This window comes from Actinomadura parmotrematis (assembly GCF_019458805.1).
GTDB lineage: Bacteria > Actinomycetota > Actinomycetes > Streptosporangiales > Streptosporangiaceae > Spirillospora > Spirillospora parmotrematis.
In genome coordinates, this window is the sequence record NZ_JAIBOA010000039.1 from 1 (window position 1) to 22686 (window position 22686).

The 22686-nt window shown below is 71.3% G+C and carries 21 protein-coding genes; 11 read left to right on the forward strand and 10 right to left on the reverse strand.

The annotated features are described in order from the left end of the window. A partial coding sequence (locus K1Y72_RS35320) for a tetratricopeptide repeat protein (protein ID WP_220170906.1) occupies nt 1–623 on the forward strand: 623 nt, incomplete at its 5' end. A gap of 481 nt (nt 624–1104) precedes the next feature. Here the strand turns inward: K1Y72_RS35320 and K1Y72_RS35325 are convergent. After that, entirely contained in the window at nt 1105–1974 is an 870-nt protein-coding gene (locus tag K1Y72_RS35325) for a restriction endonuclease (RefSeq protein ID WP_220170907.1), read from the reverse strand. Between the two features lie 298 nt (nt 1975–2272). Between K1Y72_RS35325 and K1Y72_RS35330 the strand changes: the two genes are divergently transcribed. Continuing rightward, nucleotides 2273–2515, forward strand: coding sequence for a hypothetical protein (locus tag K1Y72_RS35330; protein WP_220170908.1), 243 nt, complete (start codon nt 2273–2275; stop codon nt 2513–2515). Between the two features lie 173 nt (nt 2516–2688). On the opposite strand, the gene K1Y72_RS35335 is transcribed toward K1Y72_RS35330, so the two are convergent. Both K1Y72_RS35335 and K1Y72_RS35340 read right to left on the reverse strand, forming a co-directional pair. Continuing rightward, a complete protein-coding gene (locus tag K1Y72_RS35335; RefSeq protein WP_258574590.1) occupies nt 2689–3186 on the reverse strand; it encodes a DUF4145 domain-containing protein in 498 nt (165 codons plus the stop codon). Nucleotides 3187–3702: 516 nt separating this feature from the next. Continuing rightward, nucleotides 3703–5490 carry an FAD-binding dehydrogenase gene (locus tag K1Y72_RS35340; protein WP_258574591.1) on the reverse strand — a complete coding sequence of 596 codons (1788 nt, stop codon included), beginning with the start codon at nt 5488–5490 and terminating at the stop codon, nt 3703–3705. Nucleotides 5491–5645: 155 nt separating this feature from the next. Between K1Y72_RS35340 and K1Y72_RS35345 the strand changes: the two genes are divergently transcribed. Next, nucleotides 5646–6296, forward strand: coding sequence for a TetR/AcrR family transcriptional regulator (locus K1Y72_RS35345; protein WP_308287385.1), 651 nt, complete (start codon nt 5646–5648; stop codon nt 6294–6296). A 44-nt stretch (nt 6297–6340) separates the two neighbouring features. On the opposite strand, the gene K1Y72_RS35350 is transcribed toward K1Y72_RS35345, so the two are convergent. The 4 genes from K1Y72_RS35350 to K1Y72_RS35365 form a co-directional block, all read right to left on the reverse strand. Continuing rightward, nucleotides 6341–6787, reverse strand: a complete 447-nt coding sequence (locus K1Y72_RS35350; RefSeq protein ID WP_220170911.1) for an iron chaperone — start codon at nt 6785–6787, stop codon at nt 6341–6343. Nucleotides 6788–6842: 55 nt separating this feature from the next. Continuing rightward, nucleotides 6843–7298 carry a carboxymuconolactone decarboxylase family protein gene (locus K1Y72_RS35355; protein WP_220170912.1) on the reverse strand — a complete coding sequence of 152 codons (456 nt, stop codon included), beginning with the start codon at nt 7296–7298 and terminating at the stop codon, nt 6843–6845. 165 nt (nt 7299–7463) lie between these two features. Further along, a complete protein-coding gene (locus tag K1Y72_RS35360) occupies nt 7464–8411 on the reverse strand; it encodes a DUF6879 family protein (RefSeq protein ID WP_220170913.1) in 948 nt (315 codons plus the stop codon). Between the two features lie 3 nt (nt 8412–8414). Further along, nucleotides 8415–9194: a GNAT family N-acetyltransferase gene (locus tag K1Y72_RS35365; RefSeq protein WP_220170914.1), complete on the reverse strand. Its 780-nt coding sequence runs from the start codon at nt 9192–9194 to the stop codon at nt 8415–8417. A gap of 93 nt (nt 9195–9287) precedes the next feature. On the opposite strand from K1Y72_RS35365, the gene K1Y72_RS35370 reads away from it, so the two are divergent. From K1Y72_RS35370 to K1Y72_RS35390, 5 genes are read left to right on the forward strand one after another with little or no spacing between them, the layout of a single operon-like run. Beyond that, nucleotides 9288–10067, forward strand: a complete 780-nt coding sequence (locus K1Y72_RS35370) for an SCO2525 family SAM-dependent methyltransferase (RefSeq protein ID WP_220170915.1) — start codon at nt 9288–9290, stop codon at nt 10065–10067. Then, nucleotides 10064–11929 carry an SCO2524 family protein gene (locus K1Y72_RS35375; protein WP_220170916.1) on the forward strand — a complete coding sequence of 622 codons (1866 nt, stop codon included), beginning with the start codon at nt 10064–10066 and terminating at the stop codon, nt 11927–11929. Before K1Y72_RS35370 ends, K1Y72_RS35375 begins: the two co-directional genes overlap by 4 nt. A gap of 1 nt (nt 11930) precedes the next feature. Further along, a complete protein-coding gene (locus K1Y72_RS35380; protein WP_220170917.1) occupies nt 11931–12848 on the forward strand; it encodes an SCO2523 family variant P-loop protein in 918 nt (305 codons plus the stop codon). After that, the gene (locus K1Y72_RS35385) at nt 12845–13795 is read left to right on the forward strand and encodes an SCO2522 family protein (RefSeq protein WP_220170918.1); all 951 of its coding nucleotides are present in this window, start codon (nt 12845–12847) and stop codon (nt 13793–13795) included. Before K1Y72_RS35380 ends, K1Y72_RS35385 begins: the two co-directional genes overlap by 4 nt. Next, complete coding sequence (locus K1Y72_RS35390; RefSeq protein ID WP_220170919.1) at nt 13773–14744, forward strand: SCO2521 family protein; 972 nt, start codon at nt 13773–13775, stop codon at nt 14742–14744. The genes K1Y72_RS35385 and K1Y72_RS35390 overlap by 23 nt, the downstream gene beginning before the upstream one ends. 1 nt (nt 14745) lies before the next feature. Here the strand turns inward: K1Y72_RS35390 and K1Y72_RS35395 are convergent, their stop codons facing one another. Both K1Y72_RS35395 and K1Y72_RS35400 read right to left on the reverse strand, forming a co-directional pair. Next, a complete protein-coding gene (locus K1Y72_RS35395) occupies nt 14746–15921 on the reverse strand; it encodes an NAD(P)/FAD-dependent oxidoreductase (protein WP_220170920.1) in 1176 nt (391 codons plus the stop codon). Nucleotides 15922–16609: 688 nt separating this feature from the next. Further along, the gene (locus tag K1Y72_RS35400; RefSeq protein ID WP_220170921.1) at nt 16610–17005 is read right to left on the reverse strand and encodes a MarR family winged helix-turn-helix transcriptional regulator; all 396 of its coding nucleotides are present in this window, start codon (nt 17003–17005) and stop codon (nt 16610–16612) included. Nucleotides 17006–17107: 102 nt separating this feature from the next. Between K1Y72_RS35400 and K1Y72_RS35405 the strand changes: the two genes are divergently transcribed. Continuing rightward, nucleotides 17108–18574 (forward strand): MFS transporter, encoded by a 1467-nt coding sequence (locus K1Y72_RS35405; protein WP_220170922.1) that lies wholly within the window; start codon nt 17108–17110, stop codon nt 18572–18574. Nucleotides 18575–18785: 211 nt separating this feature from the next. Beyond that, nucleotides 18786–20054, forward strand: coding sequence for an MFS transporter (locus tag K1Y72_RS35410; RefSeq protein ID WP_220170923.1), 1269 nt, complete (start codon nt 18786–18788; stop codon nt 20052–20054). Between the two features lie 454 nt (nt 20055–20508). Here the strand turns inward: K1Y72_RS35410 and K1Y72_RS35415 are convergent, their stop codons facing one another. Next, the gene (locus K1Y72_RS35415; RefSeq protein ID WP_220170924.1) at nt 20509–21357 is read right to left on the reverse strand and encodes a TetR/AcrR family transcriptional regulator; all 849 of its coding nucleotides are present in this window, start codon (nt 21355–21357) and stop codon (nt 20509–20511) included. 116 nt (nt 21358–21473) lie between these two features. Between K1Y72_RS35415 and K1Y72_RS35420 the strand changes: the two genes are divergently transcribed. Then, nucleotides 21474–22502, forward strand: a complete 1029-nt coding sequence (locus tag K1Y72_RS35420) for a medium chain dehydrogenase/reductase family protein (protein ID WP_258574593.1) — start codon at nt 21474–21476, stop codon at nt 22500–22502. Nucleotides 22503–22686 lie beyond the last annotated feature (184 nt).

Below are 22686 nucleotides of genomic sequence, written 5' to 3' on the forward strand. Positions count from 1 at the left end.
AGGGGCGCGGCGACATCGCCCGGATGCGGGACGACTACGACCGGGCCGAAGACCTCTACGCCCAGGCCACCGACCTCTACCAGCAGATCGGGGACCGGCTCGGCCAGGCCCACATCCTCAAGGGGCGCGGCGACATCGCCCGGATGCGGGACGACTACGACCGGGCCGAAGACCTCTACGCCCAGGCCACCCACCTCTACCAGCAGATCGGGAACCGGCTCGGCCAGGCCAACACCCTCGACGGGCGCGGCGACATCGCCCGGATGCGGGACGACTACGACCGGGCCGAAGACCTCTACGCCCAGGCCACCCACCTCTACCAGCAGATCGGGAACCGGCTCGGCCAGGCCAACACCCTCAAGGGGCGCGGCGACATCGCCCGGATGCGGGACGACTACGACCGGGCCGAAGACCTCTACGCCCAGGCCACCCACCTCTACCAGCAGATCGGGGACCGGCTCGGCCAGGCCAATGTCTGGCTTGGTCTGGCTCGGCTTGCTGAACGTCAGGGGGATGTCGTGACAGCGGTCGGTAGGTATGACCAAGCGGAGACTGGATACCGGGCGATCGGCCTCGACTACTGGGCTGATCACTGTGCAGAACGAAAGCGAACACTGGAGTAGCGAGGAAGGCCAAGTGAGCGCCGACCCCGCCAAGAGGATCATAGGCCCGTCACTCAAGCTCGAAGCGGGGGACTCGCGACCCCCAGCCCCCGCGGGCCGGAACGCCCGCCCGCGCGAATCCGTCCGTTGCAGCATCCCGCCGTTCGCGCGGACGAGCGCTCCGGGCCGAGTGTGCCCGGCGAGGTGAACAGCGGCTGCTAACACCGATGCTAACAACAGCCCTGGACAACCGTGGATCAGGGCGGACGTCGCAAAGGCTCAACAGCAGGGCAGGGGAGAGCCGCGGACGATCCCGGACACTCCTCGCTTGACTCGTAATGAATAGGTCATCGGTTCGATTCCGATAGGCGGCTCCACCTCAGAGGCCCCTTGCGATCATCGCAAGGGGCCTCCTGCGTGACTGCCTGGCAAACTGCTTGACTGTGCCCGATCGGGATGCGAGGACTCCGTCTCGATCGATGACGTGTGTGGACGTCCGCTGCTAGTGCGCAGCGCCACCCTTCAGCCACTCCAGCGGGAGGCCGGGCAAGCCAAAGAGTCCAGGCAGAGGCCATCCCTCAGGCCGGATGACGTCGAGAGCCTCGCGCGGGAGCCCCATGCTCGTCAACGAGTCAAGCTGGCTTGCGGCCTCAGCCTCGGTAGCGGCGATCACCTTCAGGCCAATCGGCAACCCGCCCATAGTGACTTCAAGTGGCCTATGGGCTGGAGTTCCGCCACCTATGGTGATGCCGTTCGAGACGGACTCATAGGTCACATTTATCTTGGCAAGAGTCTTATCAATCTTGGCCCGGTAATCAGCCTGAACCTCCCCTGACGGGTTTGGAGTCCCGTCGTGGCGTAGAAGGTGAAGAATTATCTTCCTAGTGTCACGCTCCTCTTTGGCACTCACGCGAAAGCCTGCGTGTCTAAGTTTCTTGGTCGCGTTCTCTACATGGCTCGGATCGATGCGAATCTCCCAGTCCATCGTGCCCATAGGTGACCAGGATCGCAGTTCATCGATTGTGAGAGTTGCAACCTCTATTCCCCGGCTGTCGGCGGCCCTTCCTAGCGCGCCTGCGCCTCCGCCTGATGACGTCATTAGTATGCCTACGTCGGCTCCTACGTCATCGACGAGGCCGATAAAATTATCTACGACCTTCACATCCGTCTTGGACTTATGATGCTTACAGTCAACGATCATCTTCAGGGGCATGACGCCAAAAAGACTTATGTGCGCAAAGACGTCGATTTGCCGACGCCGGGAACCGCTTCGGGTTGGTAGCATTACGTTGCGCTCTACTTTTGCGTGTTCGCCAAAGATGAAAGAAAGTACGTCGGCTACGCCGTTCTCATATTCTCTGTATTCGCTCATGGTCGTCTGCTGAATTTACCCTTATGAACTTGTTCTTGAGGTCCTAGTGCAGCCTCTCCTAGGAGGTAGCGTAACGTGAGCCTTCACCCGATGGGGCCAAGTGGCTTACGTACACGCTAGTCAGCTAGACGGAAGAGCCCCTGTCTGGAAACACCTCGTTCATCGCTTCAGCGCCAGCCAGTAGCGCTGGCCTAATCTGGTGCCAATAGATCGTTTCAGTGACCTCTGTACTCTTGTGCCCGGCCAGCCGGGCGATTTCCTCGATGGGTACGCCGGAAGCCGACAGCACCGACTGCCGGTGGACCCGGAGGCCCTATTCGACCGCGCCCCCGACCATGAACCCGCAGCCGCCGAAGGCCGGCGCGTCGCCACCCTCCCCGGCCGCGTCTACCCCAGCCTGGCCCCCGGCTACTTCCTCACCGGCCTCACTCCAGAGGAATGGCGCATCCTGGAAGCTTTCGAGACCCAGCACCTCTCCACCTACGTCCAACGCTGCACCGCCTGGCGCCAACGCCACCAAGCCAACGAGCAAGTCGGTTAGAACCCGCAGCTCGATTCGGCAGCCCCAACTCGAATGAGAACTTTCTCTGCGTCTTCAGCGCGCCGCTTCGCGCCGCCGATGGCCGTCCCGGCACGCCAGGCGTGCAGCCTGTTCCGTCCGGTCGTGTCGTCCGTCCGCCCAGCCCGAGTCGAGTCCTCGAAGCGCGGACAATATCAGGCCGTCATCCCGTCCTCCAGCCTGCGTTGTGCGAATTTCTCGTATTGGGCCTCTAGTACATATCGATATTCCAGCAGCGCTCGCGCCAGCTCGAGGGCGGCCGAGGCGTCAGCTCGTTTCACAGGTTTTCCGGTAAAGTGGGCGCCTTCATTTCCGAGAACTCGCAAGCTGTGTGCCCACTTGCAAAACATCGGACTCAGGCGGCCATCCTCTTCCAGCGCCCTGAGTGACGTGTATAGAGGTTGGTCATCGTAGCCTTCAATTGCACAGAATGCTTCGAGGGTGCGGCGCACCATGACAACTGTGGCCGTGTACGCCCGCGCGTTGTAGCACGTTCGCGCATCCGCCAGTTCGCGTAGCAACTCCTGAGGGACCGACCTCTGCCTCAATGTCCTATTTAGTGCTCTTCGTGCATGGGAGGCCCGAAGCCAAACCCACTGGGTGATTGCGGCCAGGACGATGCCTGATGCGACGCAAGCCGGATAAGACCACATGCCGACTATTATTGCCAGCCAGGGCGGCAGTGCGCATGCGAATAATCATGCTGGTGCATGGAGGCGGTACGACTGGGATGCCGCCTACCTTTTCGATCTTGTCCTTGCCGATGGCCTGGATGGTATTCGGGGGCTGTTGAGCCCATCATGAATCATTGTCCTGATTGTGACTTATTGTGCCCCAGGAGGGGGCTTCGCGACCCCCGGGGTCCCGGTCCGGTCGGCGCGGAGGGCTCACGCTTGCCAACGCGATCGCTAACGGCGAGCCCGGACGGGCTGGACAAAGGTGGGAACGAGCGGCGACCGAGAAGGCTGCCCAGCGGGTCAACGGGCAGGTCTGGACAGATATGGATCTTGTTCGTGGGGCTCGCAATGAAGAGGTCGTCGGTTCGATTCCGATAGGCGACTCAAGATCGAGATTCTCTTTCGCGCGGCAGTAGAGGGTGGGCCCGGGGCGGGCGAAGGCCAGAGGCCCCGTCCGGTCCTCTCGGGCGGGGCCTCTGGGGTTCGGTGGGGTCAGGCGGTGGCGGCCGCGGCGGCGCGGCCGGTCTGGCGGCCGGAGAAGAGGCAGTTGCCGAGGAAGGTGCCCTCCAGGGCGCGGTAGCCGTGGACGCCGCCGCCGCCGAAGCCGGCGACCTCGCCGGCGGCGTACAGGCCCGGGACCGGGGTGCCGGCGGCGTCCAGGACGCGGCCGGACAGGTCGGTCTGCAGGCCGCCGAGGGTCTTGCGGGTGAGGATGTTGAGGCGGACGGCGACGAGCGGCCGGGCGGACGGGTCGAGGATCTTGTGCAGGCCGGCGGTGCGGCTGATCCTGTCGCCGGGGTAGTTCAGGGCGTTGCTGATGCCCATGACCTGCAGGTCCTTGGTGTAGCCGTTGTCGGTCTCGCGGTCGCGGGCGTCGATGCGGCGCTTCAGGTCGGCGTAGTTGATGAGGTTCGCGCCGGTGAGCTGGTTCATGCCGGTGACGAGTTCGGGCAGGGTGTCGGCGACGATGAAGTCGACGCCCTTCTTCTTGAACCGCTCGACGGGCTCGGGGCTCTGCCAGGCCCGCGAGAGCGTCAGCGGGATGTCCTTGTTGGTGAGGTCGGGGTTCTGCTCCGAGCCCGAGAGGGCGAACTCCTTGGCCAGGATCTTCTGCGTGGTGACGAACCACGAGTGGTCGTGGCCGCTGTCCATGATGAGATTCAGCGTGCCGAGGGTGTCGTAGCCGGGCAGGCCCGGGACGGGGAGCCGCCTGCCCTCGGCGTCCAGCCACAGCGAGGACGGGCCGGGCAGGATGCGGATGCCGTGGTCCTTCCAGATCGGGTCGTGGTTCCGGACGCCCTCGGTGTAGTGCCACATCCGGTCGCGGTTGACGAGGCGGCCGCCGGCGGCGGCGGTGATGCCGAGCATGCGGCCGTCGACGTACTCGGGCACCCCGGTGATCATCCGGGCGGGCGGGGTGCCGAGGCGGGCGGGCCAGTTCTGCCGGACGAGGTCGTGGTCGCCGCCGATGCCGCCGGACGTCACGATCACGACGGGGGCCGTCAGCTCGAACTGACCGACGGCGGTGCGGGAGCTGCGGACGCCGCGCGCGGCGGCGCTGGGCTCCAGGACCGCGCCGCGCACGCCGGTGACGGCGCCGTTGGTGCGGACCAGCTCGTCGACGCGGTGGCGGGTGCGGTAGGCGACGAGGCCCTTGGCGATCGCGGCGCGGACCTTCTTCTCGAACGGCTCGACGACGGCGGGGCCGGTGCCCCAGGTGACGTGGAAGCGCGGCACCGAGTTGCCGTGCCCGTCGGCGAGGCCGCCGCCGCGCTCGGCCCAGCCGACGAACGGGAACCAGCGCAGGCCGAGGCCGTAGAGCCAGGAGCGCTTCTCGCCGGCGGCGAAGTCGACGTAGGCCTCGGCCCACTTGCAGGCCCAGTGGTCCTCGCCGGCGGGGTCGGCGACGCCGCGGTCGAAGCCGGCGGCGCCGAGCCAGTCCTGCCAGGCGAGGTCCCTGGTGTCCTTGACGCCCATGAGGCGCTGCTCGTCGGAGCCGATCAGGAAGAGGCCGCCGAACGACCAGAACGCCTGGCCGCCCAGGTTGGCCTCGTTCTCCTGGTCCACGAGCAGGACGCGCCGGCCGGCCGCGGCCAGCTCGGCGGTCGCGACGAGCCCGGCGAGGCCGGCGCCGACGACGATGGCGTCGGCGGAGGTGTCCGGGGCGGCGGAGGCGGCGCGCGGCGCCGCGCCGACCAGCGCGCCGGCGGCGAGGGTCCCGCCGGCCATGGCCAGGGCGTTCCGGCGGGTGAGGGCGAGAGGGTGCCCGGGCTGGGGCATGGCGTCTCCTGGGGGTGGGAGGGCAGGGGCGTCGCGCCGCCGCACCGGCTGAAAACTTCTGTTTTCAACCTTGGCTACTGGATGGTAGGCACGCGTGACGGCCGCCACAAGACCCGATGCGCGACAATCGGCCCAGCGGGCGAAAGGGGGCGGCGGTGGCCGACAGGGGCGCGGCGGGGGCCGGCCGGTACAAGGGCAGGTCGGCGGGCGAGCGCCACGCCGAACGCCACCGGCGCTTCCTGGAAGCGGCCCTGGACCTGTTCGGCGCGGGCCCCGGCTACCGCGCCACCAGGGTCGTCGACATCTGCAAGGCGGCGGGGCTGTCCACCCGCCAGTTCTACGAGGAGTTCGGCACGATCGAGGACGTCCTCGCCGAGCTGCACCTGTACGTGAACGACGTCGCCCAGCAGGCCGTCCTGGACGTCCTCCCGCAGGTCCGGGACAAGCCGATGGTCGAGCGCATCACCCGGCTGCTGCGCGCCTACCTCAAGGGCGCCGCCTCCGACCCGCGCCACGCGCGCATCGCCTACGTCGAGGTCATCGGGGTGAGCCCCCGCATGGACCGCCAGCGCCTGGACCGCCGCGCCGTCTGGATCGACTTCCTCACCCGGGTCCTCGACGAGGCCATCGAGCGCGGCGAGGCGCCGCCCGGCGACTACCGGATCGCCGCGGCGGCCTTCATCGGCAGCGTCAACGGCCTCATGCACGACTGGGTCGTCGGCTGGGTCGACGCGACCGCGGACGAGATCGCGGGCGAGCTCCTGCAGACGCTCCTCGGCCGCTACCGGATCGGCAACGGCACCTGAGCCCGCCGCCCCGGGCGACGTCCGCCCGGGGCGCGGGCCGCCGCTCAGCCCGCCGCCCGCTTCACGAGGTCGCCGATGCGGGCCTCGACCTCGGGGGTCAGCTTCGTCACCGCGAACTCGGTCGGCCACATGTCGCCGTCGTCGAGGGACGCCACATCGTTGAAGCCGAGGGTGGAGTAGCGCGCCTTGAACTTCTGCGAGTTCTTGAAGAAGACGAGCACCTTGCCGTCCTTGGCGTAGGCGGGCATCCCGTACCAGGTGCGCGGCGCGAGGTCCGGCGCGGCGGCCCGGACGATCCGGTGCACCTCCTCGGCGAGCGCGCGGTCGGCCGGCTCCATCGCGGCGATCTTGGCGAGGACGTCGGCCTCGCCGTCCGCCTTCGCCTTGGCGGGCGCGCGGCGCGCGGTCCTCTTCAGCTCCGCGGCGTGCTCCTTCATCGCGGCGCGCTCGTCGTCGCTGAAGCCGTCGAACTTCGCGGTGGTCTCGCTCATGGTGGTCTCCTCGTTCGGCAGGTGTGCGGCGGGTGATGGACGGGTCGGCGGGACTCTAGCCCCAGGCGCCGGCGATCTGGCGGGTGGCGGCGTTGAGGCGGTTGAACATGTTGGTGACGCCGATCGTCAGGACGATCGCGGCGAGCTGCTTCTCGTCGAAGTAGGTGGCGGCGGTGTCCCACACCTCGTCGCTCACCGCGTCGGGGCGGTCGGCGAGGCGCGTCGCGGCCTCGGCCAGCGACAGCGCCGCGCGCTCCTCGTCGGAGAAGTAGGGGGCCTCGCGCCAGGCGGCGACGGTGGCGAGCCGCTCGTCGGACACCCCCGCCTTGCGGGACGTCTTGACGCCCCCGTCCACGCAGGCGCTGCACCCGTTGATCTGGCTGACCCGCAGGTGCACGAGCTCCAGGATCTGCCCCTCGACGCCGCCTCCCTGCGCGGCCTTGAAGATCTCCTGGATCGGCCGCATCGCGTCCGGGAGGACGACGGCGGGGTTCTGCATACGCGACTGCATCTCGGTGAGCTCCCTTTTCCGGTGCCGCCCGGGTTCGTCCCTGGCGTGCCTCCATGACAGCCGGACGGAGCCGCGAGGACGAGGGCGCTGGGACACCGTGGGACAGTCGCAACACTCCTGAGCTGCGGCGATGCGGCCCGAAGGAGTTCCCCCGCGGTGGGACGGTCAGCCGTTGCGGAGGTCGAGGGCGAGGTTCCAGAGGGTCTCGAAGCAGGCGCGCCGCTCGGCGACGTGCTCGGGGCGCTGGATGAGCCGGGTGTTGAGGAACTCGGGGGCCGGGGACGAGGACGGGGCGGGGATCACCTCGTAGCTGAGCACCTGGTCGAACAGGATGAAGTCGATCAGGGACGGCCGCAGCGTCGACGGCACCCGCTCGCGCGGCAGCGAGAGGATCTTGATGCCGGCCTTCTCCTGCGACTCGGCGATGGAGGCGAACAGCCGCCCGTTGAACTCCTCGGGGTCGGTGACGATGAAGAGCCGCCGGATCTCGACGTTGCGGCGGACGACGGCGTTGCTCTGCGCCTGCAGGTAGCGGTTGCCGAGGTCGCTGGACCAGAAGCCCTCGGCGAAGCTCGGTCCGCGGCCGTCCACGGTCGTGGTGCTCGTCGCGTCGATCGACAGCCGGGCGTTGCGGGTCAGCGACAGCAGCCAGTCGCGGTCCTCGCCGTCCTCGTAGACGGCCTCGCCGGTGACGAGCTGGCCGAGGAAGCGCGAGGCGCGCACGATCTCGGTCTCGCCGACGTCCTTGAGCAGGGGCGGCACCGCCGGCCCGAGCCGCGCGGCGCGCTCCAGCAGCTCGGTGACGAGCGGTCCGTCCACGGCGGACGCGCCGACCGCGTCGAGCAGCCGCGCCGACTCCGAGGCGCGCGAGAAGCGGTCCTCGAACGCCTGGTCGACGCCGGCGAGCGCCTTCTCGAAGTCGATGAGCACCTGCGTCAGCAGGGTGACGCCGCCGAGCAGCACCGACAGCGTGATCGCGGTGATGGAGAACGGTTCGCCCTGGGCCAGGGCGCTGATCCCGAGGGTGAAGGCCCCGGTCAGCAGCGCGAAGCTGACCCGCCGGGCGACCATGCTGGTGGTGAGCACCGACCGTGCCCGAGGAGGTTGCGGCATGGGTCACTCTTTTTTCCGGACGACGTAGCTCATCCTGTCGTGGAAGCCGATGATCGCGCCCCCGTCCGCCAGCAGGGGGCCGAGGGCGTGGCGGACCGCGACCCGCCACTCCCGGGCGAGCCCGGGATCGGTGATCCGCAGCTTCTCGATGTCGTGGGGGATCTGGAGCAGGAGGGTGGTGGCAGGGGAGTCGTGCAGCACGGGACGGTCCGCGCGGTCCTCCAGCAGGAGGCCGGCGTCCGCGGGGGCCGGGACGGCGGCGGGCCGGCCCGCGGCGCCGACGGCGCCGGGGCTCTCCAGCCGCCACACGGCGAGCAGCCGGTCGGACTCGTCGTCGCCGTTGATGGTGTCGGGCATCTTGCCGTAGTAGTCGACGTGGTAGCGCTCGGCGGCGGCGCCGAGCTTGACCAGGTTGAAGTGGGCGTTCCGGCGGATCAGCGGGTCGAAGGTCCAGAAGATGTGGTCGACGCCCCGCTCGATCGCCCAGCGCCGCTGGTGGCGCTTCAGGGCGAGGCCGATACCGGCCCCGGCCGTCGCGGCGCCGGTGATGTAGGAGCACATGCCGAGGCTCCGCGGCGGGCCGAAGATCCCGACGGACGCGCCCACCATGCGCTCCCCGTGAAAGGCCCCGTAGACGTAGTTGCCGCAGCGGTTGAGGGTCAGGAGGGCCTCGACGGAAAGGGGGTCGCCGCCCGGCTCGAACTTCCAGATGCCGTCGAACAGGCGGCACGCCGCGTGCAGATCATCGGTCTCGTCCAGTTCGCGGATCGACAGGGATGTCATCTCGCCTCCGGTCCTCCGCGCTTCCGGGAGATGCGCGATGACATATATCTTCCTACAATGTTCCAGGCATCTTCATTAGAGGAGTCAGGCTTGATGTCCGTGCCGACGGAGTCTGGCCGAAATCGGCCATGGGGTGCAGGTTTCAACCGCGACTTCGAATGGAACAGACTAAACCCCGATACCTACCTCGAGAAGAACTATCTCATTCCGCATTCCAACGATCTTGAATTTCTCGCCCGGGTGCGCGACTTCTTCGGCGGGGCCCTGCGGGGGCGGCGCGGGCTGCACGGTGTCGATGTCGGCACCGGCGCCAACCTGTACCCGGCCCTGGCGATGCTGCCGTTCTGCGGGCGGCTGGAGCTGCTGGACTACTCGATGACGAACGTCACCTGGCTGCGTCAGGAGACGCAGGAGTACGCCGTGACGTGGGATCCGTTCTGGAAGGTCCTCGCCGAGGCGCCCGACCACGCGGCGCTGGCCCGGCCGCGCGAGGAGATGCGGCGGCGCGCCCGGCCGGACGTCGGATCGGTGTTCCGGCTGCCGGCGGCCCGCTGGGACGTCGGGACGCTGTTCTTCGTCGCCGAGTCCATATCGGGCAGCACGGCGGAGTTCGAGACGGCCGTGAGGCGTTTCATCCGGGCACTGAAACCCGGCGCGCCCTTCGCCGCGGCATTCATGGAGAACTCGCGCGGCTGGAAGGTCGGATCGCAGGAATTCCCCGCGGTCGCCGTCGACGCGGACGACGTCCGCGCCGCGCTGTCGGACGTCGAGGAACCGGATGTCCACCGGCTCGATTCCGGTCCCGATCCCGTCCGCCCCGGATATACCGGAATGATCCTTGTCTGCGGACGGAAGGCGGGGTCGAGAGCATGAGGATCGAGCCGCGCGAGGAGATCCTGGAGATCTGGCGGTCCATCGTCGCCTACGCCGTCCCGCCGGGCGACACGGTCGGGGAATGGAACTGGGACGGCCGGCTGGTCCGCAATTCCATCAGCGACGCGGAACTGCTGCTGTCCATCCTCTACCCGGCCTCGTTCACCACCGTGTTCCGCCTCAGCCGGCCGGACGAGACGCAGGAGGACATCCGCGCCGCCCTCAGCGGCCTCGGCGACGAGTTCGAGATCCCCCGCCGGCTCGTGGAGGTCCTCATCCGCCACATCCAGGAGTACGACGGGGCGGACGGCCCGGTGTTCTCGGGCGGCAGCTACTTCCTGAGCGCGGCGGAGGGCACCGAGCCCACCGAGGCGCAGCAGCAGATGGACATGACCGACTCGTGCTCCATGAGCGTCACGCTGATGCTGAGCGCGATCGCCTTCGCCCGCGACTACCGGACCGCCGTCCGCAGCGCCGAGACGCTGAAGCGGCTGGAGCTGCTGGAGGAGCTCGCCAGCCGGCGGCTGACGGCCGCGATGGTGGGCCTGCTCCGCGGCTTCGTCGTCAACATCTTCTCGCCCGAGTCGCCCGAGGGCCTCGCGCTGATCCGCACGCTCAACCAGACCGGCGACGCGCCGCGCCGCATCACCGACGACCTGTACAACCGGCTGACCGACGTCCGCGCCTCCTTCCGCGACGTCACCGCCGGCTTCACCAGCGACACCGAGGAGCTCGACAACCGCAACCGACTGTTCGAGGTCGGCTGGACCTGGGGCATCGCGCAGGACGCCCCCGAGGTCGAGAACGTCCCGAGCCTCACCGCGCAGCGCAAGGGCGTCGCGCACGCCGCCCCCATCCTCTACTTCACCATCAACGCCCTGGACGGCATCGCCGACCTGTTCTCCACCCGCACCGCGCGGCTCAGCCTGCTGAACGAGGAGCAGCAGCGGCTGGCGGCGGCGCTGCGGCTCCGCTGGGAGATCACCCAGCGGTACTGGGCGGTCATCGCGACCTACGGCGAGGGCAAGTGGCCGCTGGAGGACCAGCCCTGGCGGACCAACGACCGCCGGGTCTCCGACCACTTCACCCTGCTGGTCAGCTCGATCGTGCTGTCGGCGCTGGAGAACCGCCCGGCGAACGACCCGCCGACCCGCGACGACCTCGGCCGCGTCCTGCGGGTCCTGCGGGAGGCCGGGCAGCGCGGCCGCGTCACGCGGCGCGCCGAGGACGACGCCGTCGCGGTCGGCCTGCACCGGCCCGGCACCCTCATCCCGCTGCCGAGCAGCGACGACCTCGGCGGGCCGCTGCTCGCCTGGGAGCTGTCGGACTACTCGGCGCTGCTCTACAAGTGCGCGCTCCGCCTCTCCTCCCTCGTGCAGAACCAGGAGCTCCGCGACGACGCCGTCGCCTTCGCCGACGAGGTGTGGGCCCACCTCGACGGGCGGCGCATGGAGTCCAAGCTCGGCGGCGGCCTCTGGGACGACCCGGGCCAGGTGTACCCGATGCTCGGCGGGACCGAGGACCGCCCCTCCTGGTACTACACCGAGCGCATCGTGGAGTGCCTGGTGGCGGCCGCGAACCACATCGGCACCGTGGTGGCGCCGAGCTCGGACCTGCTGCGCCGGGCGCGGGAGCTGCTCGGCGAGGCCGAGCGCCGCTTCGACCAGGAGCTGCTCGGCACCCCCGTCGGGGTGACCGGCGACCTGCGCGCCGAGCTCGACCGGGTGCGCAGCCGGCTGAACCGCTGCCGCGAGATCGTCAGCGCGTCGCCCGGCACGTCGATGGGGCTGTCGATGAGCGCCCTGGAGGCGCTCGACAAGCTCGAGGTGGCGCGGCGCCGGGCCGACCGGGGGGCCGGCTGACATGCTCGTCATCGCCACGTCCGACAAGGGCGGCACCGGCCGGTCGGTGACGGCGTGCAACGTCGCCTACCGGCGGGCGCTGCGCGGCCACGACACCTGCTACCTGGACTTCGACTTCGGCTCCCCGACCTCCGGCGCGATCTTCGGGATCGCCGGGATCGACCACGGTGTGGCGAGCGGCGGCCTGCACCGGTACCTGCAGGGCGACGTCGCCGAGCCCGAGCGCGTCGACGTGTGGGCGGCGAGCAGCCGCCGCTCGCTGCGCGCGCGCCCCGCGGCGACCGGCCGGCTCGTGCTGTTCCCCGGCGACCTCGGCGGCGGCGAGTTCACCATGGACACCGACGTCCTGCACCGGTGCGTCAAGCTCCTCGTCCGGCTCGACGAGGAGTTCGACCACGTCATCGTCGACCTCAGCGCGGGCCGCTCGCACGCCGCCGAGATGCTCCTCACCGCGACCGCCGACCCCGAGCTGGCGCGCCGGATGGAGGCGCGCTGGCTCGTGTTCCACCGCTGGACGCGGCAGCACATCACGGCAGCCGCGGGACTCGTCCACGGCAAGAGCGGCCTCGTGCAGTTCGCCGCCGAGCACGGCCACCGGAAGGGCTCGCTGCTGGAGGCGATCCGGTTCGTGCGCACCGCCGTCATCAGCCCCGACGACGCGGCGGCGCGGGGCCTGCAGGCCACCCAGCAGACGTGGCTGCGGCGGGTGAACTCCGACCTCAACGACCGGGCGATCCAGCTCGGCCTCGGCCGCAGCTTCGTGATCTCCAGCATCCCGCTGGACCCGGTGCTGCAGTGGCGCGAGCAGATCCTCACCGACGCCGACGTCTACGACAACCTCGCCAACGCCGGCACCGTGGAGGCGTTCTCGCGGCTGGCCGAGGACATCGAGTCGGGCGAGACGTGGAGCCGGCCGTGACGGTGCCCGAGCTCGACGCGAAGGCGCTCACCGACCGGATCCGGGTGGAGCGGGTCCCCCGGTCGCACCTGTCGCTCGAACTCGGCCACCTCTACATGGAGGACCTGCTCGCCGGCCCCGACGCGCTGCGCCGCTACTTCGCCGGGATCGCGCCCTGGGCGGAGTTCGTGCGGTCCCGGCACGCCGCCCGGCGGGTCAGCACCTGCTTCATGGTCGACGAGTACTTCAGCGCGGTCCGCAAGCCCGCCGACCTGATCCCCGAGCTGGTGGAGGCCGCCGCGGCCGCGGGCCTCACCATCGACTACCTCGCCCGCGAGTCGGCGTGCGCGGACGCCGGCGGCGTCTCGCCCGCCGAGCTGGTGCTGGAACGCGTCACCCCCGACCCGCCGCCGGGCACCGACGGCACCCGCCCGCCCGCGCGCGCGTCCGGCTGGCTCACCAACAGCGAGGGCATGGCGCGGCCGCACCGGCCGAGCGAGGCCATGGCCGCGCCGCGCCGCTGGGAACCGCCACGCCAGAACGACGTCCGCCTGCACTCGATCTGCCTGGACGTGCAGCTGTGGAGCGAGACCGACGGCGGTCGGCTCTGGTCGTGCGCGTTCCTGTCGGCGGTGTGGCAGCTGCTGCGGCTCGGCGTGCTCCGCGACGAGGGCCGGGCGGTCGTCGTCCCCGAGCGCTGGGACGGCCCCTACCCGGCCGAGTGGGGCGACCTGCCGCCGGTGGTCCGGCTCGCCGAGCGGGCCCACCCCTTCACCGCCTACCGCACGATGACGCTGCTGGAGACCCGGTTCGCCGACGTCGAGGCGGCCGTCCGGCTGATCCTCGGGCAGGTCGCCGTCGACCCGGTGGTGCGCGCGCAGGTCGCCGAGCAGGCGTCCCGGGAGGGCGTGGACGTCCCCGACGAGCTCGTGCGGAGGGTCGCGCATGTCTTCACCGACGACCTCTGAGGGCGCCCTCGCCATCGGCGAGATCCGCACCGGCTTCGTCCGCCACTCCACCGAGGTGTCGCTGGAGGAGGCGTCGGCCGTGCTGCGCCTCGTGCCCGGCGAGCAGGTGCGCCACGCCGGCCGGCCGCGCGCCTACGCGGTCTCGCCCGCGCCGCTCACCGGGGTCGACTGCGCCGTGCCGTCGGCGCGGGGGCGGCGCGTGCAGGGCGTCGGCACCGTCACGTCCCGCGCGACGATCACCGGTGGGCGGGTCCTGCAGGTGTGCTCGTCCGCCACGCTCGTCCGGTCGCGGGCCGGGTACCGGCTGCCGTGGTCGCACTACCTCGGCCGCCCCGGCGTGGTGGAGTGCCTCGGCCGGGTGGACCTGCGCGACGCGGCGGCCGGTTTCGCCGAGGCCGAGGGCGGCACCCGCGGCATCGCGCTCGGCTCCATCGCCGAGCAGGTGATGGACCGGGTGCAGGGCTCACCGCTGCTCGACGGGCGGCTGCCGCTCCGCGCGCCGCGCGGGTCGTGGCGGTGGGCGGTCGAGGACGGCGAGCCGCTCTTCCGCTTCACCGTCCTGCGGGACGGCACCCGCCTGGTGCGGCTCGCGGTGCCCGGCCACGGCGCCGCCGACCTGCTGGACCTGGTGGAGGACCTGGCGCTGCACGACTGGCTGCTCGGCACCGTCGAGACGATCCTCGGGCGCGCCGGGCTCGGCTCCGCGCCGCCGGACCGGACGCTGCGGCACGTCGGCCCGCTCGTCGGGCACGTGCTGCACCACTGGATGCCCGCGGCGCGGATCCGGCCGGAGCTCGTCCCGCTCTGGGACGCCGTCGACCGGGTGCACGGCCTCACCCGCCAGTGGGACGCGCTGGTCGCGCGGGTCCGCGACCAGCTCGCCCTCGACACCGTCGCGATGCTCGCGGGCGCGGCCGCCCGGCGGGACGGCGCCGCCGGGCCGGGCTGAGTCAGGCCGACGCGCCGGCCGCGAACCGCTGCGGGTCGCAGAGCGCGAGGTCGGCGCGGTCGTCGGCGCCGAGCGGCGCCCGGTCCTCCAGCAGCCCGGCGACGAGCTGCGCGGTGCGGGGCGCGAGGGTGAGGCCGAGGCCGCTGTGGCCGGTCGCGGCGAGGATCCGCCGGTCGGGGTCGACGAAGCCGACGAGCGGGATGTCGTCGAGGGTGCGCGGGCGCATCCCGGCGCGGGACCCGACGATCTCGTAGTCGGCGACCCGGGGCAGGGCGCGGCGCAGGTTGGGCAGGATCAGATCGCGGGCCTTGGTGAGGACGGGCCGCGGGTCGGTCTCGTGCCGCTCGAAGGTGGCCCCGGCGGCGAGCCGGTCGCCGCGGTAGGGGGTGACGAACACGACCCGCTCGTCGCCCGACTCGTGGGTGACCATGTCGGACAGGTAGCGGGGGGCGCCGCCGCGCGGCACCCGCATGTCCAGGATCTGGCCCTTCACGGCCTGGAACACCTGCGCGGGGACGCCGTGGCGCTCCAGCAGGCCGCCGCTGCGGTGGCCGGCCGCGACGACGGCGCGCTCGCCGTGCAGGGTGCGGCCGTCGGCGAGGACGACCTCGACGCGGCCGCCCGCCGCCGCCACGGCCGCCGTCCGCGCGTAGACGATCTCCACGCGGTCGTCGGCCCGCAGCGCGCGGTGCAGCGCGTCCATGATCCGCATCGGCTCGACCGCCAGGTCGGCGGGCTGCTCCAGGGCCGCGCGGACCTCCGGGCCGAGCAGCGGCTCGCGGCGGCGCGCCTCGTCGCCCGTCAGCATCGTCGCGTCCACGCCGCAGGCGTCGAGGTGGGGCAGCACCTTGTTCTGCAGCCGGTCGGTCTCGACGTCGTCGATCGCCAGCTGGAGGAGGCCGGTGTGCCGGACGTGCAGGGGACGGCCCGCCTTGGCGCCGACCCGCTTCACCCAGCCGCGGTACAGGTCGCGGCTGCGGGCGGCCATCGCGCCGAGCCCCCCGGCCCAGTGGTCGCCGAGGAAGGGGGTGACGCCGCCGGCGGCGGCCGCCGACGTCCCCTCGGTGACCGTGTTCGGGTCCTGCTCGACGACGCAGATCCGCGCGAACCCCGCACCCGACCATTCCGCGACACTGCACCCGATGATGCCCCCGCCGACAATGATCAGGTCATACATGAGCCGTCGCTTCCCTTGCTGCCGAGGTCGAGCATCCCGGATACGCCGCAGTACCCGCGGCGCGCTGTTTCCACCTTCGTGTATTGCCCCTGCGGCGATCGCCGGACGAGCGTACCGGATCTGAGTCGGGTAAAGGCCGGGTGAAGATCGGCCGATGGTGGGCGTTGCCGGCGCGCAAATGCCCGATGTGCCGGTTGGACGGCGCGGCACCGCCGGAAGTTCCCCTCCGCCGGGGGATTTCCCCTGCGCGGCGAAGGGCGGGCGGGACCGGCCTGCGCGGCGTGCCGGCGCCGCCCCTTCGCACTTCGAGTGTACTCCTTCGACCCTGCGCTGTCCCTGCCGGAACGGGCGGATCGGGGCCCCGGCGGCCTCGGGCGGAGATCGTGATCGGCGTTCGCGGGACGCGTTCCCGTCCTTCCCCGCGACGGCGCCGGCCGGACTCCTTGCACGCTTCTCGCCGGGCGGGGTGGGGAATTTCGGAAATCTTGCCGGGTCTGCGGGATTGGTGCGAGGTTCTTGCGATCTTCATGGACGCGAAGGCGCGTTCGGGGATGCGCGGAAGGCGCTCGTGCCGGTGAATCCGTGCGTTTCGGATCAAGAAGGATGAATCATGCAGAAAGCGAGTAGAAACCGGTATTAAGTGACGACTTCCGGCAATGCCGCAAAACGCGCCGCAGGGCGGGCGGCGTCAGGCGGTCGCGGGTTCCGGGGCGCCGGCGAGGTGGCCGGCGAGGACCGCGAGGTGGGTGCGGTGGGCCTCGGCGTGGCGGGTGCGGCCGGCGGCGGTGATGTTGACGAAGACGCCGCGGCGGTCGGACTCGCACATGCCGCGCTCGACGAGGCCGGCCTTCTCCAGGCGGGCCACGGTGCGCGACAGCGCGCTCTGGCTCAGGTACATGTCGCCCGCGAGCTCCTGCATGCGGCGCTTCTCACAGCCCGCGGAGACGAGGCGGTCGAGGGTCTCGAACTCGCTCATGGTGAGGCCGTGGGCCTCGCCGAGCGCGCGGTCGAGGTGGCAGGCGATCGCGTTGTAGCAGGTCGCGAGCGACCGCCAGCGACCCACCAGGTCCTCACCGGTGTCCATGCGGCGGATCGTACCAGGCGCGCGCATCGGATGCACGCGAATTAAATTCTGCAGAATTTAATGCTTGTGCATTGAATGCGTGTGCATGTACTGTCCTCCGACGTGACCCTCACAGAGACCTCCCCCGCCATCCGCGAGCCGGCCGACGCGCCGGCCGAGCAGCGCTGGACCCCCGGGCTTTGGGGAGTCCTCGCGGTGCTCTGCGCCGTCCTCTTCCTGGACGGGCTGGACGTGTCGATGGTCGGCGTCGCCCTGCCGTCCATCGGCACCGACCTCGGCCTGTCCACCACGTCCCTGCAGTGGATCGTCAACGGCTACGTCCTCGGCTACGGCGGGCTGCTGCTCCTCGGCGGCCGCACCGCCGACCTGCTCGGCCGCCGCCGCGTCTTCCTGACCGCCCTCGCGGTGTTCGCCGCGGCGTCCCTGGTCGGCGGCCTGGTCGACGACGGCACGCTGCTCATCGCCACCCGCTTCCTCAAGGGACTGGCCGCCGCGTTCACCGCGCCGACCGCCCTGTCCATCCTCACCACCACCTTCCAGGAGGGCCCCGCCCGCAACCGGGCGCTCTCGGTCTTCTCGGTCTTCGGGGCGAGCGGCTACTCGTCGGGGCTGATCCTCGGCGGGCTCCTCACCAGCTTCGGCTGGCGCTGGAACTTCCTCATCCCGGTGCCGCTCGCCATCGCCGCGCTCGTCGCCGGCTACTGGCTGATCCCGAAGGACGCGCGGGCCGAGGAGGGCGGCCACGACCTCGCCGGCGCCGCCACCCTGACCAGCGGCATGCTGCTCGCCGTCTACACCGTCGTGTCGGCGCCGGACCGCGGCTGGCTCGACCCGCTGACGCTCGGCTCGATCGTCCTCGCCGTCGCGCTGCTCGCCGGGTTCGTCGTCACCGAGCGGCGGGTGCGGCACCCGCTGATCCGGCTCGGCATCCTGCGGGTCGGCTCGGTCGTCCGCGCCAACCTCAGCCTCGTCGCGCTCATGGGCTCCTACCTGAGCTTCCAGTTCATGATGACCCTCTACCTGCAGGACGTGCTGCACTGGTCGCCGCTGCGGATGGCGATGGCGCTGCTGCCCGCCGGCCTGATCGTCGCTTTCGGGTCGCCGTTCACCGGCCGGCTCATCGACCGCTACGGCACTGCGGTGCCGATCATCGCCTCGATGACCTCGCTCAGCCTCGGCTACGTCTGGTTCCTCGCCACCGCCGGGGACGCGCCGCACTACGCGTTCACGGTGCTGCCGACGATGATCCTGCTCGGCGGCGGGTTCGCCTTCGGCTTCAGCTCGATCATGGCGCAGGCGACTGACGGCATCGACGACGACGAGCAGGGCCTCGCGTCCGGCCTCGTCCAGTCGTCCGGCCAGGTCGGGACGGCGCTGGTCCTCGCCGTCGTCACCGCCCTCGTGGCGGGCGGCTCGGGCGGCTCGGACTTCGCCGCCTTCCACCCGGGCATCAACCTGGTGACCGCCGTCGCGGTCGTCGGGCTGGCCTTCAACGTGGTGCCGCTGCTGCGCCTCCGCCGCGACCGCGCCGCCGCCCCGGAAACGGCCGAAACGGCCGACCTCGCGTGAACTCGCGGAAGACCGCTGGACGCGGCGCCCCCTCGCTCACCGCGAGGGGGCGCCGCCCCGTCGTGCTGGCGGCGGCCTCCCAGCCTCGGCCCTGGCCCTGGCCTCGACGGGGACGCGCCGCGCCGGGACCGGCCCCGCTCCGCCCCCGCGGAAGGCTCACCGGAACGGCCGATTGGACGGCGCCGGGTACGGGCGGCAAGGTGAGCGGGTGATGACCGGTTCCTCCCGTCTCGGCCGGGGTCTGCTGCTGCTCATGTCCGTCGCCACCGGCCTGTCGGTGGCGAGCAACTACTTCGCCCAGCCGCTTCTCGACCTCATCGGCCGCGAACTGCACCTCGGAACGGGCGAGGCCGCGCTCATCGTGACGGTCGCCCAGATCGGCTACGGCGGCGGGCTGTTCCTGCTCGTCCCGCTCGGCGACCTGCTGGAACGCCGGCGGCTGGTCGTCTCCCTCTACGCGGCGACCGCGCTGTTCCTCCTGGTGTCGGCCGCCGCGCCGAGCGGGCCGGTCCTGCTGGCCGGGACCGCCCTCACCGCGCTGGCCTCGGTCGGCGCGCAGATCGTCGTCCCGTTCGCGGCGACGCTGGCGGCCCCCGAGGAGCGCGGCAAGGTCGTCGGGACCGTGATGACGGGCCTGCTCCTCGGCATCCTGCTCGCCCGCACCGCCTCCGGCGGCCTCGCCGAGCTCGGCGGCTGGCGGACGGTGTACTGGGTGAACGCGGCGCTGATGGCGCTCCTGGCGGTCCTGCTGCGGATCTTCCTGCCCGCGCTGCGCAACGAGGGCGGCCTCCGCTACCCCGCCCTCCTCCGCTCGACGCTGGCGCTGTTCCGCGAGCAGCCGGTGCTGCGCTGGCGCGCGGGGACCGCGGCCCTGTCGTTCGCGTCCTTCACCACCCTGTGGACGTCCCTGACCTTCCTGCTGGCCCGCCCGCCCTACACCTGGTCGGAGGCGGGGATCGGACTGTTCGGCCTGGTCGGCGTGGTGGGCTCGCTGGCGGCCACGGTCACCGGACGCTTCGCCGACCGGGGGCTCGTCCAGTGGACGACCGGCGTCGGCGCGGTGCTGATGGCGGTCTCGTGGCTGCCCCTGGGCGTGGGCGGGCACGTCCTCGCCTGGCTCGTGGTGGGCGTCCTCGTCCTGGACCTCGCCCAGCAGGCGGTCCTGATCAGCAACCAGAACGTCGTCTACGCGCTGCGGCCGGAAGTGCGGAACCGCCTCAACTCCGCCCTGCTGACCTCGCACTTCGCGGGCGGCGCGATGGGCTCGGCGCTGGCGTCGGCGGTGTGGACGCACGCGGGCTGGCACGGCGTCTGCGCGCTGGGCGCCGCCCTGGCCTCGGGCGCCCTCCTGCTCTGGACCGGCGAGCGGATCTCCGCCCGCAGAACCGCACCCCCCGCTCCCCAGCCCCCACCCGCGGCCTCGCCCGCATCACCGCAACATGACGCCGACCCCCCGAACCCCACCCCCCACCCACACTGACCAGCGCCTCCTCCCTCCCTCCGATCCGGCACCTCGACCACTCCAGCCAGCACCACAACCGCTGATCAGCACCGCACCCTCCGCGCCCAGCACTACGCCCACTGCTCGGCGCCGCCATCGCCGACCAGCGCTACGCTCGTCGGTCGACACTGCGCCCGTCGGTCGGTGCCGCGCCTTCCGGCCAACACCGCGACCACTGGTCGGCACTGCGACTGCTGATTGATACCGCGATCGTCGATGGGCGCTGCGCCCCCTGGTCGGCGCCGCGACCGCTGATCGGTACCGCGTCCGCCGGTCGGTATCGCGCCCGCCGGTCGGCACCGCGACCGCCGGTCGGCAGCGCGACCGCTGATCGGTACCGCGTCCGCCGGTCGGTGTTGCGCCCGCCGGTCGGTGTTGCGGCCACTGGCTAGTGCCGCGACCGCCGACCAATGTCCAGTCCCACCGGCAGGACTCAGGTGTCTCGCGTGGCCTGCGCGGGGTGAACGGCCGCCTCGGTCTCGGCGGCGTAGAGCAGCGCCGGGTCGAAGCCCATGCCGGTGAAGTGACCCGCGACCTCCAGACTGATGACGCCGTGGAGACGCGTCCAGAAGGTGAGCGCGCGGCGGAGTGCCGCCTCGGAAGCACCGCTGTCGGGCACCCAGGTGCGGTGGCCGGCGAGGTGGCTCTCCAGCGCGCGGGCGGCATCCCAGCCCGAGCCCCCGTCACTCGCTGCGCCAATCTGCGCGCCCGCCTTCGCCTCTGCCTTCGCGCCCGTCTCCGCGCCCGTCTCCGCGTCCGTCTCCGCGCCCGTCTCCGGGGGCGCCTCCGGGGGCGCCTTGGCATTCTTCTCTGCGCTTGCCTTCGCGCCCGCTTCTCCCGCTGACTCCTCACCCGCGAAGGCGTTGAGCAGTACGGACATGAGTTCGGCGGCGATCTCGGTCGCTTCGGGCGGACCGGCGTAACCGGGTACCGGCGTGCCGAAGATCAGCAGGTAGCGGTGCGGCGCGTCCAGCGCCCACGTGCGCAGGGCGGTCGCGACGGCGCTCAGCCTGGCCTCGGGCGCGGTGGGACCGTCGGCGGCGGTCCTGCACGTTCCCGACAGATCGCGGTAGGCGTCGAGGACGAGCTCGGTGATCAGCTCGTCGCGGCTGCCGAAGTAACGGTAGAGAGCGGGGCCGCTCATGCCCATCCGCTTGGCGATGGCGTTCAGCGACAGGGCCGACGCGCCGGTGGTGGCGACCTGTTCCCAGGCGAGGGTCTTGATCTCCTCCCGCACCTGCCGGCGGTAGCGCTCCCGGGGGCTCCGGACGGCCTCGCTCACGTCGGTGGGCTCCTCTCTCGACACCGCCGCCCTTGACACCGCTGCGGTGAGCTGATCATACTGGAGTTAGAAGGTATAACAAAAGTAAGGATCAATAACGGAGAAGGGTGAGTGCCATGGCGACCGATCGCCTTACCGAGATCGTGCTTCCCGGCGTCGTGCAGCCGGACGGCCTGCAGGTGCGGTCAGGGCCGGTGCCGGTGCCCGGCGCGGGCCAGGTGGTGATCAGGATGGAGGCGACCGGCGTGTCCTTCGCCGAGCAGCAGATGCGCCGCGGCCGCTACTACGACCAGCCGCCGTTCCCGTTCGTGCCCGGCTACGACCTGGTCGGGATCGTCGGGTCCGCCGGAACCGGTGTGGACGCCGGCCTTGCCGGACGGCGGGTGGCGGTGCTGACCAAGGTGGGCGGCTGGGCCAGCCACGTGCTGGTCGAGGCCGCCGACGTGGTGCCGGTGCCCGACGGCGTGGCGCCGGACGAGGCCGAGACCGTCGTCGTCAACGGCATCACCGCCTGGCAGATGCTGCATCGCAGGGCTCGCGTCCAGGCGGGGCAGACGGTCCTGGTGCACGGCGCCAACGGCGGGGTGGGCTCCACCCTCGTGCAACTGGCCGTCCTCGCCGGCGCCCGGGTGATCGGTACCGCCTCGCCGCGCCATCACGACCGGCTGCGCGACCTCGGGGCCGTCCCGATCGACTACCGCGCCGACGTGCCCGCGGCCGTGCGCGAGCTGGCCCCGGACGGCGTCGACGCCGTCTTCGACCACCTCGGCATGCCCAGCGTGCTCGACTCGTGGCGGCTGCTCGCGCCCGGCGGCACCCTGGTCGCGTACGGGAGCGCCGCCACGCGGGACGACACCGGTTCCAAGCAACTGCCGGTCCTCAAGATCCTGGCCCGGACCTGGATGTGGAACGCGCTGCCCAACCGGCGCCGTGCGGGCTTCTACAACATCTGGGCCGGCCGCGGCCTCGCCAAGCGTCGCTTCCGCGCCCGGCTGCGGCACGATCTGGCCGCCGTCCTCCAGGCGATGGCCGAGGGGCACGTCACCCCGCAGATCGCCGCCCGCCTCCCCCTCGCCGAGGCGGCCGACGCCCTGCGCCTGGCCGAATCGGGCACCATCACCGGCAAGGTCATCCTCACCCCCTGACGCCGCCCCACCCGCCCCCATCCCCGCCCACTCCAACGACCCACCCACCCCCGCCTCCCGCCCGCCCTCGCGGTCCGTTCGCCCTCGCGGTCCGTCCGCGCCCGCGGTCCGTCCGCGCCCGCGGTCCACCCGCGCACACGGCCACCCGCGCACACGGCCACCCGCGCACACGGCCACCCGCGCC

Excerpts from the sequence above, each read along its gene's own strand:
- K1Y72_RS35390 (WP_220170919.1), top strand. The coding sequence starts at position 13,773 with ATGTCTTCACCGACGACCTCTGAGGGCGCCCTCGCCATCGGCGAGATC.
- K1Y72_RS35420 (WP_258574593.1), top strand. The coding sequence starts at position 21,474 with ATGGCGACCGATCGCCTTACCGAGATCGTGCTTCCCGGCGTCGTGCAG.
- K1Y72_RS35395 (WP_220170920.1), bottom strand. The coding sequence starts at position 15,921 with ATGTATGACCTGATCATTGTCGGCGGGGGCATCATCGGGTGCAGTGTC.
- K1Y72_RS35350 (WP_220170911.1), bottom strand. The coding sequence starts at position 6,787 with ATGAGCGAGACCACCGCGAAGTTCGACGGCTTCAGCGACGACGAGCGC.
- K1Y72_RS35370 (WP_220170915.1), top strand. The coding sequence starts at position 9,288 with ATGTCCGTGCCGACGGAGTCTGGCCGAAATCGGCCATGGGGTGCAGGT.
- K1Y72_RS35335 (WP_258574590.1), bottom strand. The coding sequence starts at position 3,186 with ATGTGGTCTTATCCGGCTTGCGTCGCATCAGGCATCGTCCTGGCCGCA.
- K1Y72_RS35365 (WP_220170914.1), bottom strand. The coding sequence starts at position 9,194 with ATGACATCCCTGTCGATCCGCGAACTGGACGAGACCGATGATCTGCAC.
- K1Y72_RS35380 (WP_220170917.1), top strand. The coding sequence starts at position 11,931 with ATGCTCGTCATCGCCACGTCCGACAAGGGCGGCACCGGCCGGTCGGTG.
- K1Y72_RS35360 (WP_220170913.1), bottom strand. The coding sequence starts at position 8,411 with ATGCCGCAACCTCCTCGGGCACGGTCGGTGCTCACCACCAGCATGGTC.
- K1Y72_RS35400 (WP_220170921.1), bottom strand. The coding sequence starts at position 17,005 with ATGGACACCGGTGAGGACCTGGTGGGTCGCTGGCGGTCGCTCGCGACC.
- K1Y72_RS35410 (WP_220170923.1), top strand. The coding sequence starts at position 18,786 with ATGACCGGTTCCTCCCGTCTCGGCCGGGGTCTGCTGCTGCTCATGTCC.
- K1Y72_RS35375 (WP_220170916.1), top strand. The coding sequence starts at position 10,064 with ATGAGGATCGAGCCGCGCGAGGAGATCCTGGAGATCTGGCGGTCCATC.
- K1Y72_RS35325 (WP_220170907.1), bottom strand. The coding sequence starts at position 1,974 with ATGAGCGAATACAGAGAATATGAGAACGGCGTAGCCGACGTACTTTCT.
- K1Y72_RS35340 (WP_258574591.1), bottom strand. The coding sequence starts at position 5,490 with ATGCCCCAGCCCGGGCACCCTCTCGCCCTCACCCGCCGGAACGCCCTG.
- K1Y72_RS35355 (WP_220170912.1), bottom strand. The coding sequence starts at position 7,298 with ATGCAGTCGCGTATGCAGAACCCCGCCGTCGTCCTCCCGGACGCGATG.